Here is a 21,269-nt window from a genome sequence, read left to right as displayed (position 1 = left end):
AGGTATCTATATTTTCACCCTCTTTCTTGTGGAACCACTATATCTTGTACATTTACATCATACAGGAAGCTCCTTTGATATTTAGTCCAAGAAACATCATAAGAGAAGGAGGAAGTGCAGGGAATGATCCCTACATTAAAAAGACCAGGATTAGTCAGTTTCAATAACTGATTAACCCTGGTTTTGTTTATTCTCACAAGAGACCCTCAAACCAGACCCTCAAACCAGACCCTCAAAGTAGCCCCTCACGACAGACCCTCAAACTAGACCCTCAAAATGATTGACCCTCAAAAACTTTGAATACCCCTATTTTGGAACATTTTCTCAGGAAAAGCATTCTACATTAATGTAACCAATAATACCTTTGGCTTTTATCAAAAAGGAGGAAACAAGTTATGTTAAGTGTAGGAAAGAAAAAAGCTCTGGCGTTAGGATGGCTGATTGCAACAGTAATAATGATTATTTCTGTCGTGATACCCGGGACAAGAGTAAATGCAGCAAATGAGATTGCAAACAATGGTCACAACGGAATATACATTGACATTAACGCATCACCCTATACAGATTATGCAAATAGAAGCTATGGGCAGTTTGCATATACAGATCAGGGCTGCGCATGGTTTGCAAGTGCACGTCTCTATCAGTTGACAGGGAAAGGATCTTCAATAAGAACCGGATCTGCCTGGTTCAGAAATGCATCATCATATGGATTTACGACAGGAAAGCAAACACCTACAGGTAAAGCTCTCGCGTGCTTCAACTCTCATGTGAGCATAGTAGAGATGGTAGACGGCGACAATATTACAATCTCAGAGGGTGGAAACAAAGACTATCCCAATAACTCATATTGTGTGATCAGGACTGTATCTAAAGCAACAATTGAGGGTAATGGTTCATTTATGGGGTATGTATACTTGGATGGTAGCAACGGATCGCAGCAAAGTGGCCAGACATATAATGTGTATTTCACAGATCTTCGTGTAGAAGGTGTTACGGATTGTGATGCAAAAATCATCGGCAGGGTGAACACAAATACCCGTATATCAAGGGTTGGTGTGGCTTTATATGAGAACGGCAATACTGTTTGGACATACTCTGAGAACTCAGGCCTTAGCAGAAACTTTGACATGTGGTACAACCTGAAGTCAGATTTTAGGAAGTTGAATCCGGGAACACTTTACAGCTATAGATTCTGGGCAGAAGCAAATGGCAAAAAGGTATACTCCGATACTTATGCTTTTTTTACAGAGCAGGCAACAAAGACTTCCGGAGTATATCTGTCAAATCTGAGGGCAGAAAATATTTCATCTACAGGGGCAAAGATTATAGGTAGGGTAAATAATCCAAATGGAGAATTAGTTCCTTCTGTTGGTGTTGAACTATACAACTCAGACGGTAATCTGATCTGGTCATATTCTGAACCCAGTAATCTTCGTAAGTCCTTTGATATGTGGTATACATCAAGCGACTTTGGAACGCTGAATGCAGGGTCTTTATATTATTACAAATTCTATGCAGAGGTTGATGGAAATAGGTATTACTCTGACCTGAATTCATTTTGGACAAGATGAATATCTGAATTGATGCGATAAATAACTAAACAGCGTTTGATGGCCATTGCATAGCAGTTTCTGTTGTGAGATTATAAATGTAAATGGCCATCAAATGCGGATAAAAAGGGGGATGAAACGGTATGAGTGGTCCTAAAACCTCAGAGTACACATTGACTAGAGAGGCAAGAGAGAGGCTGGCACAACAGCTTATAATGGAAGCAGAAAAGCGTAGGCATACGGAGCTTCTCAAGCTGATAGGTGATGAGCTTTCCAGATGCAAAGAAATGGTGAAGTATCTTGAGCAGGAACTTAATGAGTTGGAGACCATCATCGATAACAATCAATTTGATAAATCTGAGTTTGACTCATGTAAAGCCGAACTTCGTAGGATCACCTCATATATACAAAGTTTTACTTTCTGGGAAAGTGACAGTAACGATGCGTTAGGACTCAAAGAATCTGAGTTGTCAGATACATTTGGAAATGCCAGGGAACTTGAAGAAAGAATAAATAAACATAATGAAAAATGTGGCAGGAAGATCAGAGGCAACAATATTGCAAGTGTGTTTGAAAGGGCAAGAAGTGCAGCCAGGGCTGCAGCTGAAAAAAATGCAAAAGATTTTGTAGATGAGCAGGCTTTAGCGGAAAGAGAAAAAGCATATATCCATGACAGTATAAACGATGCAATGAAAGAGCTGGGATACAATGTGATAGGAGACAGGTCTTTTACCAGAGCAGATGGCAGAGTGTTTAAAAATGAGTTGTATAAGGTTGGGGATGGCACAGTTGTGAATGTTTCGTTTTCTGATAATGAAAAAATAACAATGGAACTTGGAGCAGCAGATGCCGTAGACAGACTTCCTACCTATCGGGAAGCTGAATGCTTGGTAGAAGATATGGAGGTATTCTGTTCGAAGTATACTGAGCTGGAAAGAATTCTTTTAAACAAGGGAGTGTGCTCAAAACTGGTACATCATATGCCTGCGACGGCAGAGTTCGCTCAAGTGATAAATGTATCTGAGTATAGTATGAAAGATACGACGGATATGTATGAAACTAAGAAAAGAAAGCGTACTGTATTATCTCAAAAACGTATGAGAAAAGGAGTCTGATTATGCCTAAGTATCGTATATGTCCTATATGTAAAGCTAAGAATCCTGCTAATGTCACATGTTGTGCTTGTGGAAACACGCATATGTCGAAGGAGAAAATACACGAAGATGAAATTTTAGAGGAAAAACATGTGAGGATTTGCATATGTGGTAAGCATAATCCACCCAATGCAAGAAAGTGTGATTCCTGTGGAGAAGATATATCTACTTTTACAGTAGTAAAAGCAAGTAGTGCTTCAGAAGAAAAAGCAATCAATGGTTTTTCCCTCGAGTCGATAGACGGGGATTATCGCTTTATTCCTCCTGAGGGTAATACGAAAATCGGACGTGAAGAGGGCATGAAGGAGTATTTTGCCGGAAAGAGATATGTTGGGAGAATTCACGCAGAATTAATAAAGACAGAAGATCAGCTTTTTATCAGAGACCTGCATAGTACGAATCATGTTTATGTTAATAATGAGGAAATACCGGTAGAAAAACAATATGAAGTGCATGTAGGCGATGAGATAGGTATAGGCGGAAAAGTTGTTGGTGGTAACAGACAAAGTAAGGCTGCATATTTTATAGTGAAAGCGTGTGACTAATGTATATAGCGAGAATCCTTTACCCCGTAAAGGTTCTTGGCCCGGGGTTAAGAATAGGAATATGGTTTGCGGGTTGTAAACATCACTGTCAGGGATGCAGTAATCCTGAGTTATGGGACTTTTCAGAGAAATATTCGACAACATTAAATGATGTAATGCAGCTGATAGAATCAGTTTCAGATACACATAAGGTTGATGGATTTACACTAACAGGTGGAGATCCGATCGAACAGCACAGAGAACTGGTGACTCTTTTGAAAAAATTGCGTACCATTTCAGATGACATCCTTTGCTATACCGGATATACCATAGACCAGGTACGAGAAAAGTGCCCGGAAGTATTATCGGAGATTTCGGTTCTGATCGATGGAAAGTATATAGAAAAAGAAAATCATGAAGAACCGCTCAGGGGATCTCAGAATCAAAATATAATAATCCTCAAAGAAAAGTTCAATAGCAGTTATTCGCAATACATAAATCATAGCGGAAATCAGATTCAGAACTTTTTTACTTTAAACTCGGCTATATCCGTTGGAATTCACAAGCCGGGATATGAAAGTGACCTAAACAGAGTACTTATTGGAAAGGGGCTTTTGAAAGATGAGTGATTATGTTTCAAAGTGGCATCGCGAATTGGAGATATTTGATAAGGTTAAGCCTGTTATTATCATGGAGGGTAATGTTTTTGACGTGTTCCAATATCCCGAGGATGGAGGAATTCCTGTAGGACTTTCGCAGTACTTGAATGACTATTTCAGTAGCAGAGGATATACCAATATCGTCTTTTATGATGCAATTCGTGGTTTTTACAATGATTTTGATAATACAAATGTTGATCGCTTTGCTCTTCTGACAGGCGCTACACCGTGTGAAGGTGTAATAAAAGCTGAATTTTCAAATCATGACAATACCGCGTCGAAACGTATAAAGGAAGCCATTACTCAGACAAAGCAGCCTACTGTGGTCGTTATGGAGTTTGCTTCCAGATATATTTCATCACCTGAAAATATGGAACAGAAAGAAATAGACAGTTTCACTATTCTGACGCAGGCAAGCCTTGAAGCATCAGCTGCACTCAATGAACAGAGGGTCTTGCTTAATAATCTTATGGTTATCATTGTCAATAAGATCAATGATCTTCCGACATGGTTTTATATCGATAATCCAAGTGTAAAAAGCATAGTGCTTCGAACTCCCTCGAAAGAGGAGCGTGAACAGTTTGTAAAAGGCGATAATTTTGCTGATTTCTTTAATGAAGAAGTATATCGGGAGAGTATTGAACTTTATAAGGATAATCCTGCAGAACTTGAAAAAGTACAGGATAAGTTTGTGGGATTGACAGAAGGTTTTACCTTTATTGAGCTTAATGAATTAAAGGAATTAACAAAAAATCAGGGACTGGATATAGCACATATGTGTGATGTGACCGATCTTTACAAGTTTGGAGTAAAAGACAATCCCTGGAAATCTTTGGATCATGAAAAGATAAAGAAAGCCTATGAGCAATTCAAAAAGAGAGTCAAGGGACAGGATGTTGCCATCACCAAGACTATGGATGTGATTAAAAGAGCCGTTACAGGAATGTCAGGACTGCAATCATCTTCGGAATCACGCCCTAAAGGTGTACTTTTCTTTGCGGGACCAACCGGAACAGGAAAGACTGAAACAGCAAAGACACTGGCAGAAATACTCTTTGGTGATGAAAAAAACTGTATCAGATTTGATATGAGTGAATATGGACAGCCACAAAGTGACCAGAAACTTCTTGGTGCGCCTCCCGGATATGTGGGCTACGAGGCAGGAGGACAGCTGACTAATGCAGTTAAGAAGAACCCGTTTTCTATACTGCTGTTCGATGAGATAGAAAAGGCTGATCCATCAATCCTTGATAAGTTTTTGCAGATTCTGGAAGATGGCAGAATGACCGATGGCCAGGGCAATACGGTATATTTTTCGGAATGCATTATCATTTTCACCAGCAACCTTGGTATTTATGAGATAAATGACTATAAAGAGAGAGTGCAAAAAGTATTCCCTTCGATGAATTATGAGGAAGTACAAAAGAACGTAAGAAAGGGGATAGAGGATTACTTTAAGCTTTACCTGGGAAGGCCGGAGATTCTTAACAGGATAGGCGAGAATATAGTTGTTTTCGATTTTATCAGGGATACTGTAGCAGAAGAAATACTGAATGCCCAGATTGAAAAAATTGAGAATGGTCTTAAGGCATCAAGAAATATCGATGTTACAGTTTTGCCTGAGGCAAAAAAGACGCTTAAGGAATTGGCTGCCGGTAACCTCGAAAACGGTGGTAGAGGAATTGGAAATATAGTTGAATGTGCGTTTATCAATCCATTGTCCAGATACTTGTTTGACAAGGACATTAAAGATAATTCCAAGATTGTAGTGACAAAGATAAACGCAGACAGTATGCCGTATTCTTTAGAGTGCTTAAGCGAAGAGGAATAATATATGAGAATAACTGCATTGAGTGTGAAAGGGTCAATTAAAGATCAGTGTGAAGATACCATCTTCATTGGGGATACTATCAAAAGTGATGACTCATTTGTATATGACGGGGACTTTCCGGGGGTGATGGGTGTTGCAGATGGAGTAGGAGGTAACCCCGGAGGAAAGAAAGCTAGTCGTTATATATCCAAGCTGATTTCCGAAGTGTCATTAAAGAGCGATGTGAAAGAAGTAAAAGCAAATCTGGAAAAAGCGAATCGCAATCTTATTAACTATGCAGCTGAGCTTCCCGGTGAAGAGAGAATGGCAACTACTCTTACTGCTATTTTCAAAAACGAGCAGGGCTACTTTGTGGTACATGTTGGAAACACAAGGCTTTATGTGGTACAGGGTAAATATCTCAAACAGCTCACGCATGATCACACGTCAAATCAGATTGCGTCAAACATGATCTATGGATGTTTTGGTGGAGCGGATGAGAATCTTTTATTACCATTGGAGATATCGCTGATTTCATCTGATGATCTTCCTCAGAAGTGCATTCTGACAAGTGATGGGATTCATGACCACCTTGATGTGGACAGACTTGAAGAACTGCTTGACTCTGATGCTGATGATTTGGCAGTGATGAGAGATATATGTGATGAGGCAAGAAAGAACGGCTCAAAAGATGATATGTCAATCATTATGATGCAGCAATGATTTTACTGTTATGGGGGGATAACAATGGACGGAAATATAACTCTTTTAAATATTGATATTACAGGAGATAAGACTCTTGTGAATTCTTCAATCTCCAATGAAACAATTATAAATCCGGAGATATCAGGGAGTATATCAATTGGTCCTGGAACTGTATTTTGCGGCAAATATGTTGTACTTGAGAAAATGAGAGTTCAATCAGGTGAAGCAGATTTGTATCTGTGCGAATATGACGGAAAAAAGTTTGTTGCGAAAATTTATAGAAGAAAAGATGCTGTAAAAGATGAAGTAGTCAATAAATTGCTGAGCATAAAATCAGACAGGGTTGCCAGAGTATGTGACATCACAGAATGGGACGGATTCCCGGTGACTATTATGCCATATTATAAAAACGGAAGTCTGCAGGGAAGAAAGTTTTCATATATTGAATTAAGACAGAGTATTATCCCCGGAATAAATGAAAGCCTTAAGGTACTTCATGACAATGATATTTATCACAAAGATTTAAAACCATCAAATATCATGCTTTGTGATAATGAAATTGATGTGGCAATAATCGACTTTGGCATCAGCTCGGTAAATACGACTGAAAAATCTTTTATAGAAACCAGGTCAGGGTTTACTGCATCGTATTCAGATCTTGAAACTATGGCAGGATATGCTTCTAAAGAAGGAGATTATTATTCACTTGGAATTACAATATTTGAATTATTTACCGGATATAATCCGTTGCTATCACCGTCTGAAGGTGAGAGAAGAAGATATGCTTCTCAGAGAAAGTTAACTTTTCCTCCATCAATGCCGGAAGATCTGAAAAACCTAATAATTGCAGTGACATATCCGTATGATGAGAACAGTAATAAAAAGGATAATCCTGATAGAAGATGGATGTATGAGGAAGTAAAAGCATGGTGCGAAAGAAAGGAACAAATAATTCCCGGAAGTACTTCAGCCAGAAACCGGAATAAGTTCTCATATTGGTTCCTTGATAAAGAGTATCTGGATATAAAAAGCCTGACAGAGGCTTTAGCTCTTAACTGGGAAGCCGGAAAAAAGGAACTGTTCAGAGGCCTTTTGGCAAATCACTTTAAATCCGGAAATTACTTGGATACTACACTTGCAGGCATATGCATGGATGCTGAGGAAGCAGTTGCCAAAAGGGAGATAGACGAAGATGGATGCTTCTTCAAAACACTATATAGGTTGGATCCCACGTTAAAAGAGTTTATATGGAAGGGAAGAAAACACGATTCACTTCAGTCATTTGGAAAGGATTTGTTATCAGAGCTCAGAAAGAATGAGAGCAATGCTGTTTCATACTCCGGCAGCTTATTAAAACAGAGATGCTTATCGTATTATTGGGATCGCATAAAAGAGAATGAAGAAGACATCCGCTATGAGTGGATCAGTGATCTTGAAGAGCAATATATCAGCAAGCAGTCCGATTATCAGGAACACCTGCTAATCGAATGGACTTTGGCATATCTGTTATCCGAAGAAAAGACATTTATGTTTGGCGGAAAACTATATGATAGTATCTCAGTATTTCTTAATCATATGGATGAGATTGGAAAAGGAGATACCGGAAAATTTACTTTAACTTGTGATAAGCTTTTGGATACACATGATGATGTAACGCCTGCGTTTGAGGCCTGGTTATCAGTTATGCAAAAAGAAAGCGTATTGAGATCATGGAGGGACAAATACTAATATGAATAGTTCATCACAAGATAAAAACATAATGACAATCGGTGTGTCTATCGTATGCGCAGTGCTATTTGTTTTTTCTGCGGCCATAAAGTTTGCCTTGCTAATGTTCGCTGTCATTGTTGGCTTCAGTATCTTTATGGGATTTAGGCTGGGCTATGATAATTCAGTCGGAGTTTATGAAGATGGATCTGATAGTCATGAAAACATAAAATATACAGTGATGATATTGGTAGCCTATTTTATGATCATGTTCATCGGATTTGCACAAAATGAAGGCGTGGCTGGCTCTATTGGCTTTGATTTTGGATGGTTCATTCTCCATGCAATCTTCGGTGCTGTCGGATATTCATGGGGGCGAAAAGAAGGTGAAAAAGACAGTACTAATAATAGAATCAGACTGGATAGTATTCAGGCTGAGAAGAGAGAAAGACTTCAGAGATTCATTAACGAAAAAGATTCTGAATTAAACAGTAAGCAGCGGGAATATGATGACAACAATAGGAAAATTGAGACTTCCCGACGTTACATAAGGCTGATTCATCTGTTTGAAGCATTGAACGATGACCGTTCCATCTGTGAGAAATACATACAAAATGTGAACGCTCTGCATGATCGTGCCAATTCCATTCGGGGTGAAATAGACAGATTAACGCAGGAGATAAATTCCCTCCAATCTAACCTCCGAAGTGGTAACTATGATTGTCTGCCATCAGCGATTGGTGATGCCATAGGCGGTTTGTCATCAGGTGTATCGTTTGAGACACCAAAACCACTACGAATAAGTGGAGGCAGTGTCTTTCATGAGACAGAGGAAATTAGTACAGAGCCAAAGGAAAAGATGGATCTTTCGTTGATAGCAGGGATTGCGGTTTTGGTTATCGTAGTGCTTTTGATAATGGTCTCGACAGGTTCTAGCGGACAGTAATTCTGTTCCTTGCTATATTCCTATATTTGGTGATGAGTCTTTCAGTAGACATGGTTCCTTGATATTCAAAGGCCCTCTCATCATAAATATCATAGAAAGATTCGAGCAGTTCCTGTGAACCGATGTCTGTGCTGAGCAGTTTGATGATATGCTCAAATATCTCCTTACGGCTATATGAGTGCTCTAATCTGCAAAGATCCTGTGGGCTGTAGTCACATCCCTTGGAGAGAAGGCAATACAGTTCCAGGGGATTGTCCAGCTTTTTTAGAGCACTAAGGAGTAAATCTACATTGATGCAGTGTTCTTCAGCATTGGCTTTGCTATAAGCACCGCCAAGATAAACTCCTTTGTCTGCCTCGCTTACATCTGAGTCATCTGTTGTGGCATCAAGATGGCAAAGGTTAGGAAAATTAGGCACTCTCTTTGTTTTGCCATGCTCATTGGGATCATTTGATTTTTCCTCATGGCTTACTTTTTTATAGATATCCATAAGCCTGCTTAGGGTGAGCTTATTAATGTATTTGCAAAGAATTTTGACGCGTTCGTTTTCGGCAGATTCGGAGTTATTAAGGCAGACACGAATGATCATATTGTACGAGCGGGCTATATGCATGGTTATCTCGGAAATGAGATCCTCGCAGCTGTTACCTGTCAGAGTGCTTAGGTCATAGTAAACAGTAAAACGATTGATAACGCCGGCTCTGTTTTGCGCTAGCGCATTAGCTACTTTCCACCAGGTTGAGTATTCAGCCTGATCTTCCTTTAATAAGGCAGTGGAAGTCAGACCACAGCTGGCGAAATGATCTAAAATGCTTGGCAGATATGACTCATCAAATTTTGTCTTCATGTTATTTGCCTCCGTTTGTTTGATGGAGTCATAATAGAAAACGGTTGTAGAATTGCCGTAGAAATTTTGAACGATCCAGGAGAAATATGAAAAAAGTTGTTGATTCGTAAGCGGTAATATAAAAGCGTATAGATAAACCTTCATAAATTCAGTAGTATTTTAAAGAGAACCTATTGAATTTATGAGGGTTTTTGTGACTCTACCGCTGGTATACCAACAGTAGGTTGACCATCCAGCATCCAAAAGTGATAATAAAGTTGCTTGCTGCAGCAACTAGAATAACTAGTATACACGGAGGATAGCATGGATCAGAAAAAAATAGGTCAGTTTATTGCAACACTACGAAAAGAAAAAGATTTAACGCAAAAGCAGCTGGCTGAAATGTTACATATCACAGATAAAGCTGTCTCAAAATGGGAATGCGGAAGGTCTCTTCCTGATAATCAACTCTTAAAAGAGCTCTGTAGCGTTCTGAATATAACGATAAATGAACTGTTGTCTGGTGAAAGGCTTTCTTCTGACGAATATAACGAAAAAGCGGAGGAAAACATAGAAATGTTAATAGACGAACAAAGATCTACCTACAGGAAATTTTCTATTATACGAGCAATGATCTGTGTTTTTTTGTTCGTATGTTGCATATGGATCGTAAAAAAGGTATTCCCGGAGTTCATGTCATCGCATTCATACATGAACGCTGTAGCACTGACAATCGTTATCATTCTACCATTGATTATGCTCGTTCTCACAAGGAGACTTGAAGGCTTTATGAAGCTGCTAAAAGTAAATATAGTTGGAGAACAAAATGAAAACGAAGTGCAGGATGCAATAAAGTCAGCTACATTTGCAATTAAGGCAGTACTAAGCTCTGGTGCTTTTGCTACTATGGTGCATTTGATCAATTGGATATCGGACTACAATAATTCCGGATATTTTGGACCTAATCTTGCATTACCGTTCATGGGAATTTTCTATAGTCTGATAATAGCCATGCTGATTTTGATTTTAAGAGAACGTATTTCATGAGTTACTGTATAAATCAAAACTGCCAAAACTTTCGAGAGTTTCGGCAGTTTTGATAGTCAGACACTTTTATCCCTGCAGACATAAGTCCCCAGGGTAAGGTGCCATATGAGTGTCTTGTTTATGCTGAGTTTTGCCAGGTATCTTTGGGCGGGGATGCCTGTTTCTTCCGTGGCGCCTTGGGTGCTTCGGGCACAGGGAACATGCTCCTATACATCTGAGCCCTGTTCTCTAGGCTGCCTGCCTCATATCTGTGGTAGGCATCTGACCAGGGCATCATGTCAGGAAGGAAGTCCTCGTCCTTCAAGGAACCATCTGCATTAAGATGCTTGGGGACTTCCTCAAAAAGGTACTTTAGATATAGATAGACATTTACACTGTTGGCCTTGGCTGTCTCAACAATGCTGTACATGAGGGCTGTGACTTCCGCTCCCTTTATGGTGTCGACAAAAAGCCAGTTGGAGCGCCCTACAGAAAAACTTCTTATAGCGCGTTCCGCGCTGCCGTTATCGATCGGGATGTTGCCGTCTGTAAGGAACCTGCGAAGGCACTCCTCCTGGTTGATCGCATAGCTTATTGCCTTCTGGAGCTTGTCAGAGAATACTTCCCCTGAGTCCAGAAGTTCATGGATATATGCAAAGAGAGCATTCACCTTTGGAGCCACAAACTGCTCTCTGGCTTTAAGCCTGTCATCAGCAGGCATGTCTTTTAACTGGTTCTCTTCGCGGTATATCTCCCTGATGAGGATAAGGACCTTTGTCTCAGGAAGATCCATGATCTGCTCCTCGGTCATGGACTTGAGGTCATTTATAAATAGAGCGATCGCAAAGTACCGTCTGCAGTGCATCATGCAGCCAGTTGTTGTGATACTCCCGTCGCTTTCCTGCTCAACTACCTGATACGAGATATATGCATCACAGGTGATATACCCCTTGAATTCAGCAAGCATGATGCGCAGATGGTCAGTTCCTCTTGTTGGCTCATAACAGAAAAGGATTATAGGCGGACGGTCAAGAAGAGCACCTGATACATGAACCCACATATAGCTCTTGCTTCCCGGAGCCCTGCCATCCCGGTTTACCTGGATCGGGCTCTCGTCGATGTTCTCATAGCCGTATGTCTGCTGCTCTTTTTGCAGGTAATTCCATACAGGCCACATCACCTTTGGCGCAATCTTGTTTGTCCAGACGATAAGGTCCTGTTTTGATACATCAAGCCCCTGCATCTGGTAGTCTGCAGCCTGCCTGTTCATTGGAAGGCTGAGCGCATATTTTCTGTAGAAAAAATCTGCAACAAAAGAAGACGACAGGTAACTCCTGTCAAGGAGAAGGTTCTGATAGGGGACAGTTTCAAGCAGATGCTCCAGACCGTAGGATATGACCGGTGTATAGATCTTTCTTACATAGATGGGACACTCAACTTTTTCTATGACGCAGTGTTCATGCCAGTTGGCAATGCGCCAGTTGTATTCGCCGTACAACGCATTGAGCAGCTCGACATCCATGTCGTACTCTGTACATGAAGGCAGTCCGTCTATGGATTTCTTAAGCCTCATGTTCCGGCTCTTTTTGGAGCCTTTATCACCTTTGACTTTTCCACTGTTGTTATTTTTAGCTTCTTCAGCCTGGGCTTCCCTTTCCTTACGCCTCAGATAATCTTCAAAGTTTGTGACTTTGCTGCTGTCTTCCTGAGATGTACCATTATCCTCAGTTTGGCTCTCATCCTCGAACTCTTCTGCAGGATTGACTGCTTCATCGAGCATGTCCAGCATCTTTTCAGTGGCCCTGCCAAAGATGGTCCTGGTCTTTAAGTCGTTCTGTTCTGAGAGTTTCTTTATTATCTTATGGCATTCCGAAAGCTCTGCCCGCGATTCATCGCGCTCATGAAGTACTTTTTGAAACTGGATCGCCATTTCCGTGGATATCCGATCTTTTTCCTTCAGACTTACCTGGAGATCATGTTTTTCTTCATAGAGGTCAACGCAAAAAGAGAGCAGAGTATCCCGTCCCAGATCCTTTATTGAATCATAGAACTTTTCGGTATCTGCCCTCATTTTTACATCTTCCCCCTTGCATCAAGACCATTTCTTCATCAGTATTTCAAGTGAATCAAGTATTTCCTGCTTCTCCTTTAAAAGGCGTCTGTTCTCGGCCTTCAGCTGGCTGATCAGCTCGTCCTTTTCGGCAAGCAGCTTCACATGGTCTGTGATGGCTTCGGGGGCACTTACTGGCTCCGCAGCGACTTTGTCTGCTTTCTTCTTCCCGCTCTTTCCTGTGGGGATGATCTCGCCTGTGGAATCATCGATCTTGCCGATGAGAGTCCTTTTGGACCTTGGCTGTTTCTTCTCTTTGTCCCAGTAGGATTCTGATTCGTAGACATAGGTCACGCCAGAGCGTTTGTCAGTATGCTTTACGATTGACATCTTTTTGTCCTCCATAGTGATAGTTTACCACATACCTATACTAGTGTCAATTGGCTAGTGGTAATTATTTATAAAATACCACTAGGTTTTTTAATGCTTTCTTTTTATCGAGATAGGCTCTGGGACATGCTTTTTCCCAATGGACGGGTCGATGTCAAAACCATCCATCAGCCTCATGAATTCCTCTCCGGAAAGTTCTCGGGCCTCGGCCTCGTTACGGGGCCATTTGAATGCACCTTCGGAAAGTCGTATGTAGATCAGGATGTACCTGTCCCCAGTCCACATGACTCCCTTTAGCCTGTCCCTCCTTGTCCCGCAGAACAGGAACAGTGTTCCTTTCTCCAGTGGCTCATGTCCATAGTAGGCTTTTATTATGGCACAGAGCCCGTCGATCCCCTTCCTGAGATCACACCTGCCAACCAGAATCACTATCTTTGAAAAGAGAATACCTTTTTCGTTAAGCATCCTTCACCGCCTTGAGAACTGCTGACAGTGCAGCCGGAGTAATGCTGCCTGAAAGTCTGATGTCGAACCTGTCATAGCTGATGCTGACAGACGGCGGAATATTTATCTCTGGCGGATAGTCGTACTCAAGGCCGTCATCTTCAACAGGTGTGGCCAGCGCAGACGGGGCTGCAGGAGTGAGCTCAAAGAAAGTCGGTGTCTTGTGATCGGATGTTTTGTCCCTTGTCCTGGAATCGGTGGTGGTCTGAGATAATTCTTGCTGCTCGATGAGCTCGCTTCTTAGCTTACGCTGCCATTTGTAGAATGCAGTCTCAGGGATGCCGTTCTGCTTGCAGAAGTTGTGTTTACTAAGGCCGCTCTTGGCCTGAGCCTCGAAGACCGAGATCCAGTTGGCTGCCCTAAGATCCATTACTTTTTTGTCCATAACAAAAGCCCTCCCAAATCTATAGAATTCTCTAAGGGAATCCTATCAATTTGAGAGAGCTTCAAAAAGACGCCGTTGTATTACCGCTTACGTTGATTCTGAAGGAAATAAGGCACTGTTCTTCTTTACAGACAGTTTGTGTGTGAATTTTAATTCGCATGCACTGCTTGAAAATGAAGAAGAAATTGCAAAGCTTACGGGGCAGGAAGGTATACTTCTTAAGCTCCTTGTTGATAATGCAAATATAGTTGTGACACAGGGAAAGATCTTTTCAGAATTATGGGGCTTTAGTGAGGCCGGAGGACCTACAGACGTAAATCAGGCTATACGTGGCCTTATAAGCAGAATCAAGAAAAAGAATGAATATTTTCGGGACAACATAGATAAAGGAATTGAACCGGGAAGCTGGAAGATTAAGATAGATCGCAAGTATGTAGAAAGGTATAAAAGAGAGTATGGAAACGCTGACTATGAGCTTATCGGCGATATAACCTGCTCAAACATCCAGGGCCTGTCTAAGGAAAATCTTCTGTTCCGTGAAAGAGAATTAAGTGAAATACGAACCATGCTCGAACAGGGCAAAAAAGTTGTTGTCCTTTCCGGAATGGGTGGAGTTGGAAAAACCAGTATCGTAAGACTTCTGTTTGAGGAATTGAAGGCGAAATACGATTGTTACGGATGGATAAATTATTCCATAGACTTTAAGCAGAGCATTATCAAGAGTTTGCGGATTGATGATGAAAAGTTCAACTCCATTCCTGATGATAAGACAGATAAAAAGTGGGTGTACATAAGAAAGCTTATAAATAACAGCAAAGAAAAAAAGCTCTTTGTTATTGATAACGTAGATTATGTATTTAGTGAGAGTTTTATTCAAGACCCTACAAAAGACATTGACCTTTTGGGACTTTCAGGATGGGAAAACGCCACTTTTATCGTAACCACCCGTCTTCCGTATCTGGAGGGGCTTTCGGATATTTGCAGAATAGAAAATCTTGGAAGCAAGAGAGACGTTACAAAGTGTCTGGAGCTCTTTTACCATTATAATATGACAATGGCCAGGAATAGAGATGTTAATGAGAAAGTGGTCGAAAAACTGTGTGCTCTGGCAGGCTATAACACCATGGTCATTGAGCTTCTTGCGAAGGCATGCAAGTATGAAGCCCCGGACCTGGAAGACTTTTATAAAGGGCTTTTGCATAAACACTTCAAGTACGTAGATGATGTGCCTGTAAGCACAGAACATGATCTGACTAAGAAAGAGGGCAGTGGAAAACCTTTTTATAACCTTGGAGAAGAGACAGCTGCAAGCCAGCTGGGAAAGCTCTTTTACCTGGGACACAGATCTGACACTGAGAGGCTTATACTATGGGATTTTGCAAATATTCCCGAAGCTGAGAGAGTATCGAAAACAGAACTCAAAGAGTGGATGGGTTTTTCAATAAGGGAGCTCAATAAACTTGTTGATGAAGGCTGGATCAAAAGCGATGGCGGATTCTTTTATGTTCATCCGCTGGTGCGTCAGACAATAATATGTGATGATACTGGAATTGAGTATTATCTGGAGAAAGCACAGGAAAGAAGAGCGGTTAAAAAGGACATTGTATCACTCCTTTTTGATGGCAGGCTCTTTTCCAAAGAGGATCCGTTTAGAACTAATGTAAGGAAGCTTGTGTTTGTGGACGGTCTTACTTATGGTGGAAAAGCTCTTTCTGTTAAAGACCTCTTGTATGTTGCTGACTTTGCAAGGAAAATCGGTATAAGACCAATAGCACTTGAGTATTACGAAAAGGCTTATCGGAATATTCAGACCACTGATGATAAAGAAGCTGATTATGATTATCTTCTTTGGAAGAGTACGTATTTCTATGGATACGTGCTGTCGTATTCCATGGCGGGATATGAAAAGGCTGAGGAGCTGGTCAGGAAATCGCTCAATCTGGCTAAGGAAAGCATAAATGCAAAACAGCCAACCGATGAAGATATGAAGAATCTCTCCATGAGTTATGATCATCTGGGATATATCATCTGTAGAAGAGCGGACAATCAGATAGACAGGATAAGTGAAGCAGATTATTGCCTTAATTGTGCGGTTAAGATAAGGCAGAAACTTGCCATGGAACATCCTGATGATACTAAAATGCTTCATGATTATGCCTGGAGTTTGGATAATCTCGGAAGCATGTATGCAGATATTGACCCGGACAAGATAGATTACTCTTGTAAGAAAACCGGAAAAAAGTATCACATCCTTTCTTATGAAGAAGTTGTAAGAGAGCGCAAGGCTGCTATAGAGAGTATTAAAATAGCTTTAGAGATCAGAAGAAAATTGGGAGATCTGATAGAAATAGCCTGGACGTTGCATTATCTGGCAAAGATATTATCTTCTGATCCGACTAAGACGGACGAAGTAAAGCAGGCACTGGAGGAGTCAATTCTAATACACCAAAAACTAAATGAAGAATTCCCTGATCAGCATATAGGATCGGAAGCAGCAGTATGTCTCACATATGCAAGGTTTTTGCGAAGCATAGGCGATAATCCTCAAGTGATAGAAGATCTGCTTAACAGGTCTCTTAGCCTTAACAGGAAACTTGAAGAGGATTTTCCGGGGGTGTATACCAGAGAAATCCTGAATGTTGAGTCGGAAATCAGGGAATTTAATAAAATTCTTTAATCCAAGAAAAACTTTTTTGTTTTTCTTGGATTTTTTTTGCGCACTTGCGTCTATCTATATTAACAAGCAAGGAGGTGCGCTATGAAAAATTATCACGGAATACTCGAAAGAAAGCCAAAGGCAAAAGCAGTAACCGGACTTATCCTTATCAAGAGACTGGCATTTGTTGAAAAGAGGGCAGGGGTAAAAGACAGCAAGGAAAACCAGCTCTGTAACAATGGAGATGGTCAGACAACTCCATATGTTGATGCTAGATACAAATCTTACGAGAACTATATTAATTCAATGTATCTTGTAGCCGGCAAGGCTACGGAAAAGCCTGTTGAAGAAGCAGAAAAGCTTTATACAGAGCTGAACTTAATAAAGAATTATCATGCTGATACACCTTCCGGAAATCCCGAGGAAGTATCCAGAGCTAACAGACTGGCAGCTGAAAAGGCCAGGCAGAATGAAGAGAGGGTAGCAGAGATCGTAAAGAGACTTGCAGAAATCAGGTCATTTGTAAGTTCTGTTGACGAGATGCTCATACATCATATTGAAGCAGCCGGAGACCTTTTTGGTGTACATGTTTCCAATTATTGGAGAGGCATATTAAAAGCCTCAGGCAGAGGTGAAGTTAATGTAGAACCACTGGTTATAGCTAAGCATTACGGCGGCAGAAAACAGTATGAAGATAGTCGCAATGATTTTTACAAAAAGATGGAGAATGCGATTTCTTTAGGAGGTGGAAACTATGAAGAATAAGGGATTGAGCTTACCTAAGCCGGGAACAGACAGAGATAAGGACAATGAGATTATCGTTGTTCCAACATATTTTTCCAATTCGACTATTACACCTGCTAATTACAGGGGTGGAAAGATATTGGATAGCTACGCAGAGGTCTTTGACAAGATGTGCGTTGAATTCATCTCAAAAGCCGAAAACATGGATTCGGACAACGGCGCATATATGGATCAGGGAATCGACAGCGAAGTCAACAAAGCTATTAAAGAGCTGGACAAGGAACACTCGATGCATAGAAGGCTGATCCTGCTGCCGCTGGAAGAAATGCATAAAGGTGACAGGGTATTTAGCGAAGAAAACCTGAAGAGTACTGAGGAAGAGCTGAAAAAGCTCAAGAAGAAACTTGAGGCATATAAGAAGATTTGCCACAAGGGAACAGCTTTTGAAACAGTAATGGGAGGTGAAAGTGATGAAGAATAATAGCATATATCATAATGATGCAGTTCCAAACACAACAAAGGCGAGAGTGAAGGAGTTCCTTGAATCAAAGTATTCCTGGTGGTCCAGAAACAAATTTATCATCATGCTCACGCTGGTAATGTCTGTCATGGACGGATTAGTCCTGTACTCAGTCTTTGACAAGGCTATGATGCAGTCCTGGTATATGGGAATTGTAATGGCATTCGGCATTTCAGTTGTGCTGAATCTGATTCCCATCTTTGTGAGTAAATTCGTTCACAGAGCCATTTATAAGACTCACAAGCATGCGAAGCTTTTGGCCGGGACTGCAATTGCTGCATTCCTTATCCTCTATGGAGCTACTGTATATCTCAGATTTGCATATCAGGATATGTATGGTGATGTGGAAGAAACCAGCATTACAAATACTCTTACATCAGATGATACACAGGATGTTGAGGAAGATAATGGGAAAGAAGCAAGAAGCAGAGCAATTGTTGTTCTGCTTGCCATCGAACCTTTAGCCACATCAATCTGTGGATTTGTTCTTTCATTCCTTTCTGACGATGAGTTGGAGCGAGAGATCGAAATTCTTGAGGTACAGATAGCTGATCTTGAATATGAGATTGCCTGGAAGAAGGCAGGAATTGCATCTATGAAAGATAAGGATACAAGACTGAATCTCGAGCTGGCACTTGATGAAGAAATACTGGCAGGCGAGAAAAACACCGTAATAGCAAAGGGCGAAGCATTGAAGGCAAGAGCGAGGGAAATCCTTGCAATGGCCCTCAGAGATCCGGAGTCAATATCAAAGTTGAGCTTCCAGCTCAGTTTCGAAGAACCACAGGGAAAATCCAATCTTTATGAGTATCCTGCAGGAACAGAAAGTATCCATGCAGTGACAGGCTAATAAATTGGGAGGTGCGCTATGAACATGATTAAGAGATTAGTAAAAAGAGCCTTTGTAATTACATCAATATTGTTGGTATTTATCCTTGCAAGCGGATGTGCGTCAGACAGTCAGGCCAAAGACAATGCAGGTTATGCCATTGTTGTAGGAGCACACTCCAACGGAAGAGTTATTCCGTTCAACAGTGAAACAGTACAGAATGCACTTACATATATCAGCTACCGTCATGCTTATGTAACATTTATTAACTGCGACAGGGATCCTGAGCCTTATTTCCAGACCAAGATTCCGGAATCTTCTGTCAAGAATCTTTCAGCGGAGAAGCAGAAGAGAATAGCTGAGAGTTATGTTAAGCAGCTTACTGAAATAATTGGTCAGGCTACACCGGATTCTTCTGAAGTTGATACATTAAAGGCAATCCAGAAGGCAGCTCAGGGACTTGGCGGCCTTGATGGAGCTGACTACGACAAGGATCTGTTGATTCTCGACAGCGGCCTTTCAACATCAGGATACATGGATTTTACTTCAGGAATGCTTTATGCAGATCCTCAGGATGTTGTCGCTGCACTTGAAGAAGTGAACGCAATTCCTAATCTCTCAGGCGTTGATGTGACATGGTCATTCTGCGGAGATGTTGCAAGTCCACAGAAGGAGCTTACTGTTGATGAGAGAGATAACTTAAAGAAGATTTGGGAAGCAGTTTTATTGAAGGGTGGAGCTAATACTGTCACATTTACAAATGATTTCTCATCTGCTGAAGCTTATCAGGGAATGCCTCTTGTCAGCACGGTAGAAGTAGGGGAAGAGAAGATCGAGGTGAATGCTGACTTAAGAGCAAAGGCTCCTGTGATAAATGTCACTGATCCCATCGAAACAGTTGTCCTTGATAATGCCAGCGTTCAGTTTGTTGGGGATAAGGATATTTTCCTTGATGAGGTTATAGCAAGAGAGAAAATAGAAGAAGTAGCACATCTGCTCAATGAACACCCTGATAATCAGGTTTATGTTATTGGAACCACTGCAAGTGGACGTAATGACGAAGCTTTCTGCCAGGACCTTTCTGAGAGACGTGCAAAAGCTGTTGTGGAAGTGCTTAAGGAAATGGGAATAGATGAAGGACGTATGATTCCTGTCGGACTTGGCTTTACAGACCACTGGCATGTCGAAGACATTGACGGAAACGGTAACTGGATTGAAGAGAATGCAGCCAAGAACCGCAAGGTCATGATCATAGATGTTAACAGCGAGGATGCATCATTCGTTTCTTGAATGATGCATCTGAAAAAAGGATTACTATTGCCTGGTGCTCTACTGATGGTATACTTGACTATAGGTAGTATGACCTAAATCTAATATTATCCGGAGGCAGAGCTGTGAAGGATTTTTTCAAGAAAGTTAAGATGGAGTATGTTGTACAGTCACTTGTAATTATCGCAATAGGCATCGTGCTCATTGCATGGGCACCGGCAGTTATTCCGCTTATGGCAAGGATTCTGGCAGCACTACTCTTTGTTGTCGGAGTTGTGTTTGTGCTTTCATACTTCTTTAAAAAAGAAAGAGGCTTTGTTGATTCCGGTTCTTTTGCTTTCGGAATTATCGTGGCAGCAGTCGGTGTGTGGATTTTTCTTAACCCTGTTGCATTCACGGATTTTATACCTAAGATCTTCGGAGCTTTCATTCTTCTTAGCGGAATCAGAAATCTGGGCCAGACTTTTTCTCTTGTGAGGTATAAATACGGCCTTTGGTGGCTGTCACTGATATTTGCGCTGGCAACAGTTGGACTTGGTGCAGGACTTATCTTCAAAGCATCACAGGCTAATGAGCTGATAGTAAGACTTATTGGTGGATTCCTTGCCTATGATGGTGTTTCAAACCTCTGGACAGCATCAAGACTTGGCAAGTACGGAAAGGCCTTTGAGGCAGCAAAGCAGGAGTCTGAAGCCATTGATGTTGATGCAGAGATTGTGGATGTAAGCAAAGACAGTGCAGAAAGATAATTGGCAACAAGCTATTTGCGATGGAATGCGGAAGTGTCGGAATTGGCAGACGAGCAAGACTAAGGATCTTGTGATGCTTACATCGTGTGGGTTCAAGTCCCATCTTCCGCAGTGATTATACGAAAAAGCCTCAGGCGTAAAGCCCAATGTCATTAAGTTAGCATTGTAACACGAGGGAAAAGTTTTAAAGAGGATGTTGGAATTGTTCCATCATCCTCTTTTTCCATGGTTATTTACACAACAAATAGACGGATGGAAATCCGCCT

General features: G+C 41.1%; 20 protein-coding genes and 1 tRNA gene. 16 read left to right on the top strand and 5 right to left on the bottom strand.

Annotated features, from left to right (window positions below):
- Nucleotides 1–395: 395 nt before the first annotated feature.
- The 8 genes from J6O61_RS05700 to J6O61_RS05665 all read left to right on the top strand — a co-directional run bounded on the left by J6O61_RS05700 (nt 396) and on the right by J6O61_RS05665 (nt 9,055).
- Complete coding sequence (locus J6O61_RS05700; protein WP_292210670.1) at nt 396–1,571, top strand: CHAP domain-containing protein; 1,176 nt, start codon at nt 396–398, stop codon at nt 1,569–1,571.
- Between the two features lie 122 nt (nt 1,572–1,693).
- Nucleotides 1,694–2,665, top strand: coding sequence for a hypothetical protein (locus J6O61_RS05695; protein ID WP_292210667.1), 972 nt, complete (start codon nt 1,694–1,696; stop codon nt 2,663–2,665).
- Between the two features lie 83 nt (nt 2,666–2,748).
- Entirely contained in the window at nt 2,749–3,249 is a 501-nt protein-coding gene (locus J6O61_RS05690) for an FHA domain-containing protein (protein WP_292210663.1), read from the top strand.
- The gene (locus tag J6O61_RS05685) at nt 3,249–3,857 is read left to right on the top strand and encodes a 4Fe-4S single cluster domain-containing protein (RefSeq protein WP_292210660.1); all 609 of its coding nucleotides are present in this window, start codon (nt 3,249–3,251) and stop codon (nt 3,855–3,857) included. The genes J6O61_RS05690 and J6O61_RS05685 overlap by 1 nt, the downstream gene beginning before the upstream one ends.
- Entirely contained in the window at nt 3,850–5,718 is a 1,869-nt protein-coding gene (locus tag J6O61_RS05680) for an AAA family ATPase (RefSeq protein WP_292210657.1), read from the top strand. Before J6O61_RS05685 ends, J6O61_RS05680 begins: the two co-directional genes overlap by 8 nt.
- A gap of 3 nt (nt 5,719–5,721) precedes the next feature.
- Entirely contained in the window at nt 5,722–6,420 is a 699-nt protein-coding gene (locus J6O61_RS05675) for a PP2C family protein-serine/threonine phosphatase (RefSeq protein WP_292210652.1), read from the top strand.
- A 24-nt stretch (nt 6,421–6,444) separates the two neighbouring features.
- Nucleotides 6,445–8,130 carry a protein kinase domain-containing protein gene (locus J6O61_RS05670; RefSeq protein WP_292210649.1) on the top strand — a complete coding sequence of 562 codons (1,686 nt, stop codon included), beginning with the start codon at nt 6,445–6,447 and terminating at the stop codon, nt 8,128–8,130.
- Nucleotide 8,131: 1 nt separating this feature from the next.
- Nucleotides 8,132–9,055 (top strand): hypothetical protein, encoded by a 924-nt coding sequence (locus J6O61_RS05665; RefSeq protein WP_292210646.1) that lies wholly within the window; start codon nt 8,132–8,134, stop codon nt 9,053–9,055.
- On the opposite strand, the gene J6O61_RS05660 is transcribed toward J6O61_RS05665, so the two are convergent.
- Nucleotides 9,042–9,902: a hypothetical protein gene (locus J6O61_RS05660; RefSeq protein WP_292210643.1), complete on the bottom strand. Its 861-nt coding sequence runs from the start codon at nt 9,900–9,902 to the stop codon at nt 9,042–9,044. The two genes, J6O61_RS05665 and J6O61_RS05660, sit on opposite strands and share 14 nt — an antisense overlap.
- A 303-nt stretch (nt 9,903–10,205) precedes the next feature.
- Here J6O61_RS05660 and J6O61_RS05655 point away from each other — a divergent pair, with 303 nt between their 5' ends.
- Complete coding sequence (locus tag J6O61_RS05655) at nt 10,206–10,928, top strand: helix-turn-helix domain-containing protein (RefSeq protein WP_292210640.1); 723 nt, start codon at nt 10,206–10,208, stop codon at nt 10,926–10,928.
- Nucleotides 10,929–11,046: 118 nt separating this feature from the next.
- Here the strand turns inward: J6O61_RS05655 and tnpC are convergent, their stop codons facing one another.
- The 4 genes from tnpC to tnpA all read right to left on the bottom strand — a co-directional run bounded on the left by tnpC (nt 11,047) and on the right by tnpA (nt 14,236).
- On the bottom strand, nt 11,047–12,837 hold the full coding sequence (tnpC, locus tag J6O61_RS05650) for an IS66 family transposase (RefSeq protein WP_292210638.1): 1,791 nt from the start codon (nt 12,835–12,837) through the stop codon (nt 11,047–11,049).
- 162 nt (nt 12,838–12,999) lie between these two features.
- Nucleotides 13,000–13,347 carry a hypothetical protein gene (locus J6O61_RS05645; RefSeq protein ID WP_292210635.1) on the bottom strand — a complete coding sequence of 116 codons (348 nt, stop codon included), beginning with the start codon at nt 13,345–13,347 and terminating at the stop codon, nt 13,000–13,002.
- A 90-nt stretch (nt 13,348–13,437) separates the two neighbouring features.
- Complete coding sequence (gene tnpB / locus J6O61_RS05640) at nt 13,438–13,812, bottom strand: IS66 family insertion sequence element accessory protein TnpB (protein ID WP_292210632.1); 375 nt, start codon at nt 13,810–13,812, stop codon at nt 13,438–13,440.
- Nucleotides 13,805–14,236, bottom strand: a complete 432-nt coding sequence (tnpA, locus tag J6O61_RS05635) for an IS66 family insertion sequence element accessory protein TnpA (RefSeq protein WP_292210629.1) — start codon at nt 14,234–14,236, stop codon at nt 13,805–13,807. The genes tnpB and tnpA overlap by 8 nt, the downstream gene beginning before the upstream one ends.
- Nucleotides 14,237–14,378: 142 nt before the next feature.
- On the opposite strand from tnpA, the gene J6O61_RS05630 reads away from it, so the two are divergent.
- From J6O61_RS05630 to J6O61_RS05600, 7 genes are all read left to right on the top strand, one after another.
- Nucleotides 14,379–16,913 carry an NB-ARC domain-containing protein gene (locus J6O61_RS05630; protein WP_292210626.1) on the top strand — a complete coding sequence of 845 codons (2,535 nt, stop codon included), beginning with the start codon at nt 14,379–14,381 and terminating at the stop codon, nt 16,911–16,913.
- A gap of 81 nt (nt 16,914–16,994) precedes the next feature.
- On the top strand, nt 16,995–17,657 hold the full coding sequence (locus J6O61_RS05625) for a hypothetical protein (RefSeq protein WP_292210623.1): 663 nt from the start codon (nt 16,995–16,997) through the stop codon (nt 17,655–17,657).
- Complete coding sequence (locus J6O61_RS05620) at nt 17,647–18,117, top strand: hypothetical protein (protein ID WP_292210620.1); 471 nt, start codon at nt 17,647–17,649, stop codon at nt 18,115–18,117. Before J6O61_RS05625 ends, J6O61_RS05620 begins: the two co-directional genes overlap by 11 nt.
- Nucleotides 18,107–19,006: a hypothetical protein gene (locus J6O61_RS05615; protein ID WP_292210617.1), complete on the top strand. Its 900-nt coding sequence runs from the start codon at nt 18,107–18,109 to the stop codon at nt 19,004–19,006. The genes J6O61_RS05620 and J6O61_RS05615 overlap by 11 nt, the downstream gene beginning before the upstream one ends.
- Nucleotides 19,007–19,030: 24 nt before the next feature.
- A complete protein-coding gene (locus tag J6O61_RS05610; protein WP_292210614.1) occupies nt 19,031–20,275 on the top strand; it encodes an OmpA family protein in 1,245 nt (414 codons plus the stop codon).
- 104 nt (nt 20,276–20,379) lie between these two features.
- Nucleotides 20,380–21,003: an HdeD family acid-resistance protein gene (locus tag J6O61_RS05605; RefSeq protein WP_292210612.1), complete on the top strand. Its 624-nt coding sequence runs from the start codon at nt 20,380–20,382 to the stop codon at nt 21,001–21,003.
- Between the two features lie 27 nt (nt 21,004–21,030).
- Nucleotides 21,031–21,114, top strand: a tRNA-Leu gene (locus J6O61_RS05600).
- Nucleotides 21,115–21,269: the final 155 nt, after the last annotated feature.

This window comes from Butyrivibrio sp., assembly GCF_017635265.1.
Classification (GTDB): Bacteria; Bacillota; Clostridia; order Lachnospirales; family Lachnospiraceae; genus Butyrivibrio.
Note: the sequence above shows the minus strand (reverse complement) of the source record. Positions and strands in the feature narration are given on the sequence as shown.

Coding starts and splice junctions, on each gene's coding strand:
- J6O61_RS05675 (WP_292210652.1), top strand. CDS start 5,722: ATGAGAATAACTGCATTGAGTGTGAAAGGGTCAATTAAAGATCAGTGT.
- tnpC (WP_292210638.1), bottom strand. CDS start 12,837: ATGGCGATCCAGTTTCAAAAAGTACTTCATGAGCGCGATGAATCGCGG.
- J6O61_RS05665 (WP_292210646.1), top strand. CDS start 8,132: ATGAATAGTTCATCACAAGATAAAAACATAATGACAATCGGTGTGTCT.
- tnpA (WP_292210629.1), bottom strand. CDS start 14,236: ATGGACAAAAAAGTAATGGATCTTAGGGCAGCCAACTGGATCTCGGTC.
- J6O61_RS05680 (WP_292210657.1), top strand. CDS start 3,850: ATGAGTGATTATGTTTCAAAGTGGCATCGCGAATTGGAGATATTTGAT.
- J6O61_RS05690 (WP_292210663.1), top strand. CDS start 2,749: ATGTCGAAGGAGAAAATACACGAAGATGAAATTTTAGAGGAAAAACAT.
- J6O61_RS05610 (WP_292210614.1), top strand. CDS start 19,031: ATGATTAAGAGATTAGTAAAAAGAGCCTTTGTAATTACATCAATATTG.
- J6O61_RS05695 (WP_292210667.1), top strand. CDS start 1,694: ATGAGTGGTCCTAAAACCTCAGAGTACACATTGACTAGAGAGGCAAGA.
- J6O61_RS05700 (WP_292210670.1), top strand. CDS start 396: ATGTTAAGTGTAGGAAAGAAAAAAGCTCTGGCGTTAGGATGGCTGATT.
- J6O61_RS05655 (WP_292210640.1), top strand. CDS start 10,206: ATGGATCAGAAAAAAATAGGTCAGTTTATTGCAACACTACGAAAAGAA.
- J6O61_RS05615 (WP_292210617.1), top strand. CDS start 18,107: ATGAAGAATAATAGCATATATCATAATGATGCAGTTCCAAACACAACA.
- J6O61_RS05645 (WP_292210635.1), bottom strand. CDS start 13,347: ATGTCAATCGTAAAGCATACTGACAAACGCTCTGGCGTGACCTATGTC.
- J6O61_RS05685 (WP_292210660.1), top strand. CDS start 3,249: ATGTATATAGCGAGAATCCTTTACCCCGTAAAGGTTCTTGGCCCGGGG.
- J6O61_RS05620 (WP_292210620.1), top strand. CDS start 17,647: ATGAAGAATAAGGGATTGAGCTTACCTAAGCCGGGAACAGACAGAGAT.
- tnpB (WP_292210632.1), bottom strand. CDS start 13,812: ATGCTTAACGAAAAAGGTATTCTCTTTTCAAAGATAGTGATTCTGGTT.
- J6O61_RS05660 (WP_292210643.1), bottom strand. CDS start 9,902: ATGAAGACAAAATTTGATGAGTCATATCTGCCAAGCATTTTAGATCAT.
- J6O61_RS05625 (WP_292210623.1), top strand. CDS start 16,995: ATGAAAAATTATCACGGAATACTCGAAAGAAAGCCAAAGGCAAAAGCA.
- J6O61_RS05670 (WP_292210649.1), top strand. CDS start 6,445: ATGGACGGAAATATAACTCTTTTAAATATTGATATTACAGGAGATAAG.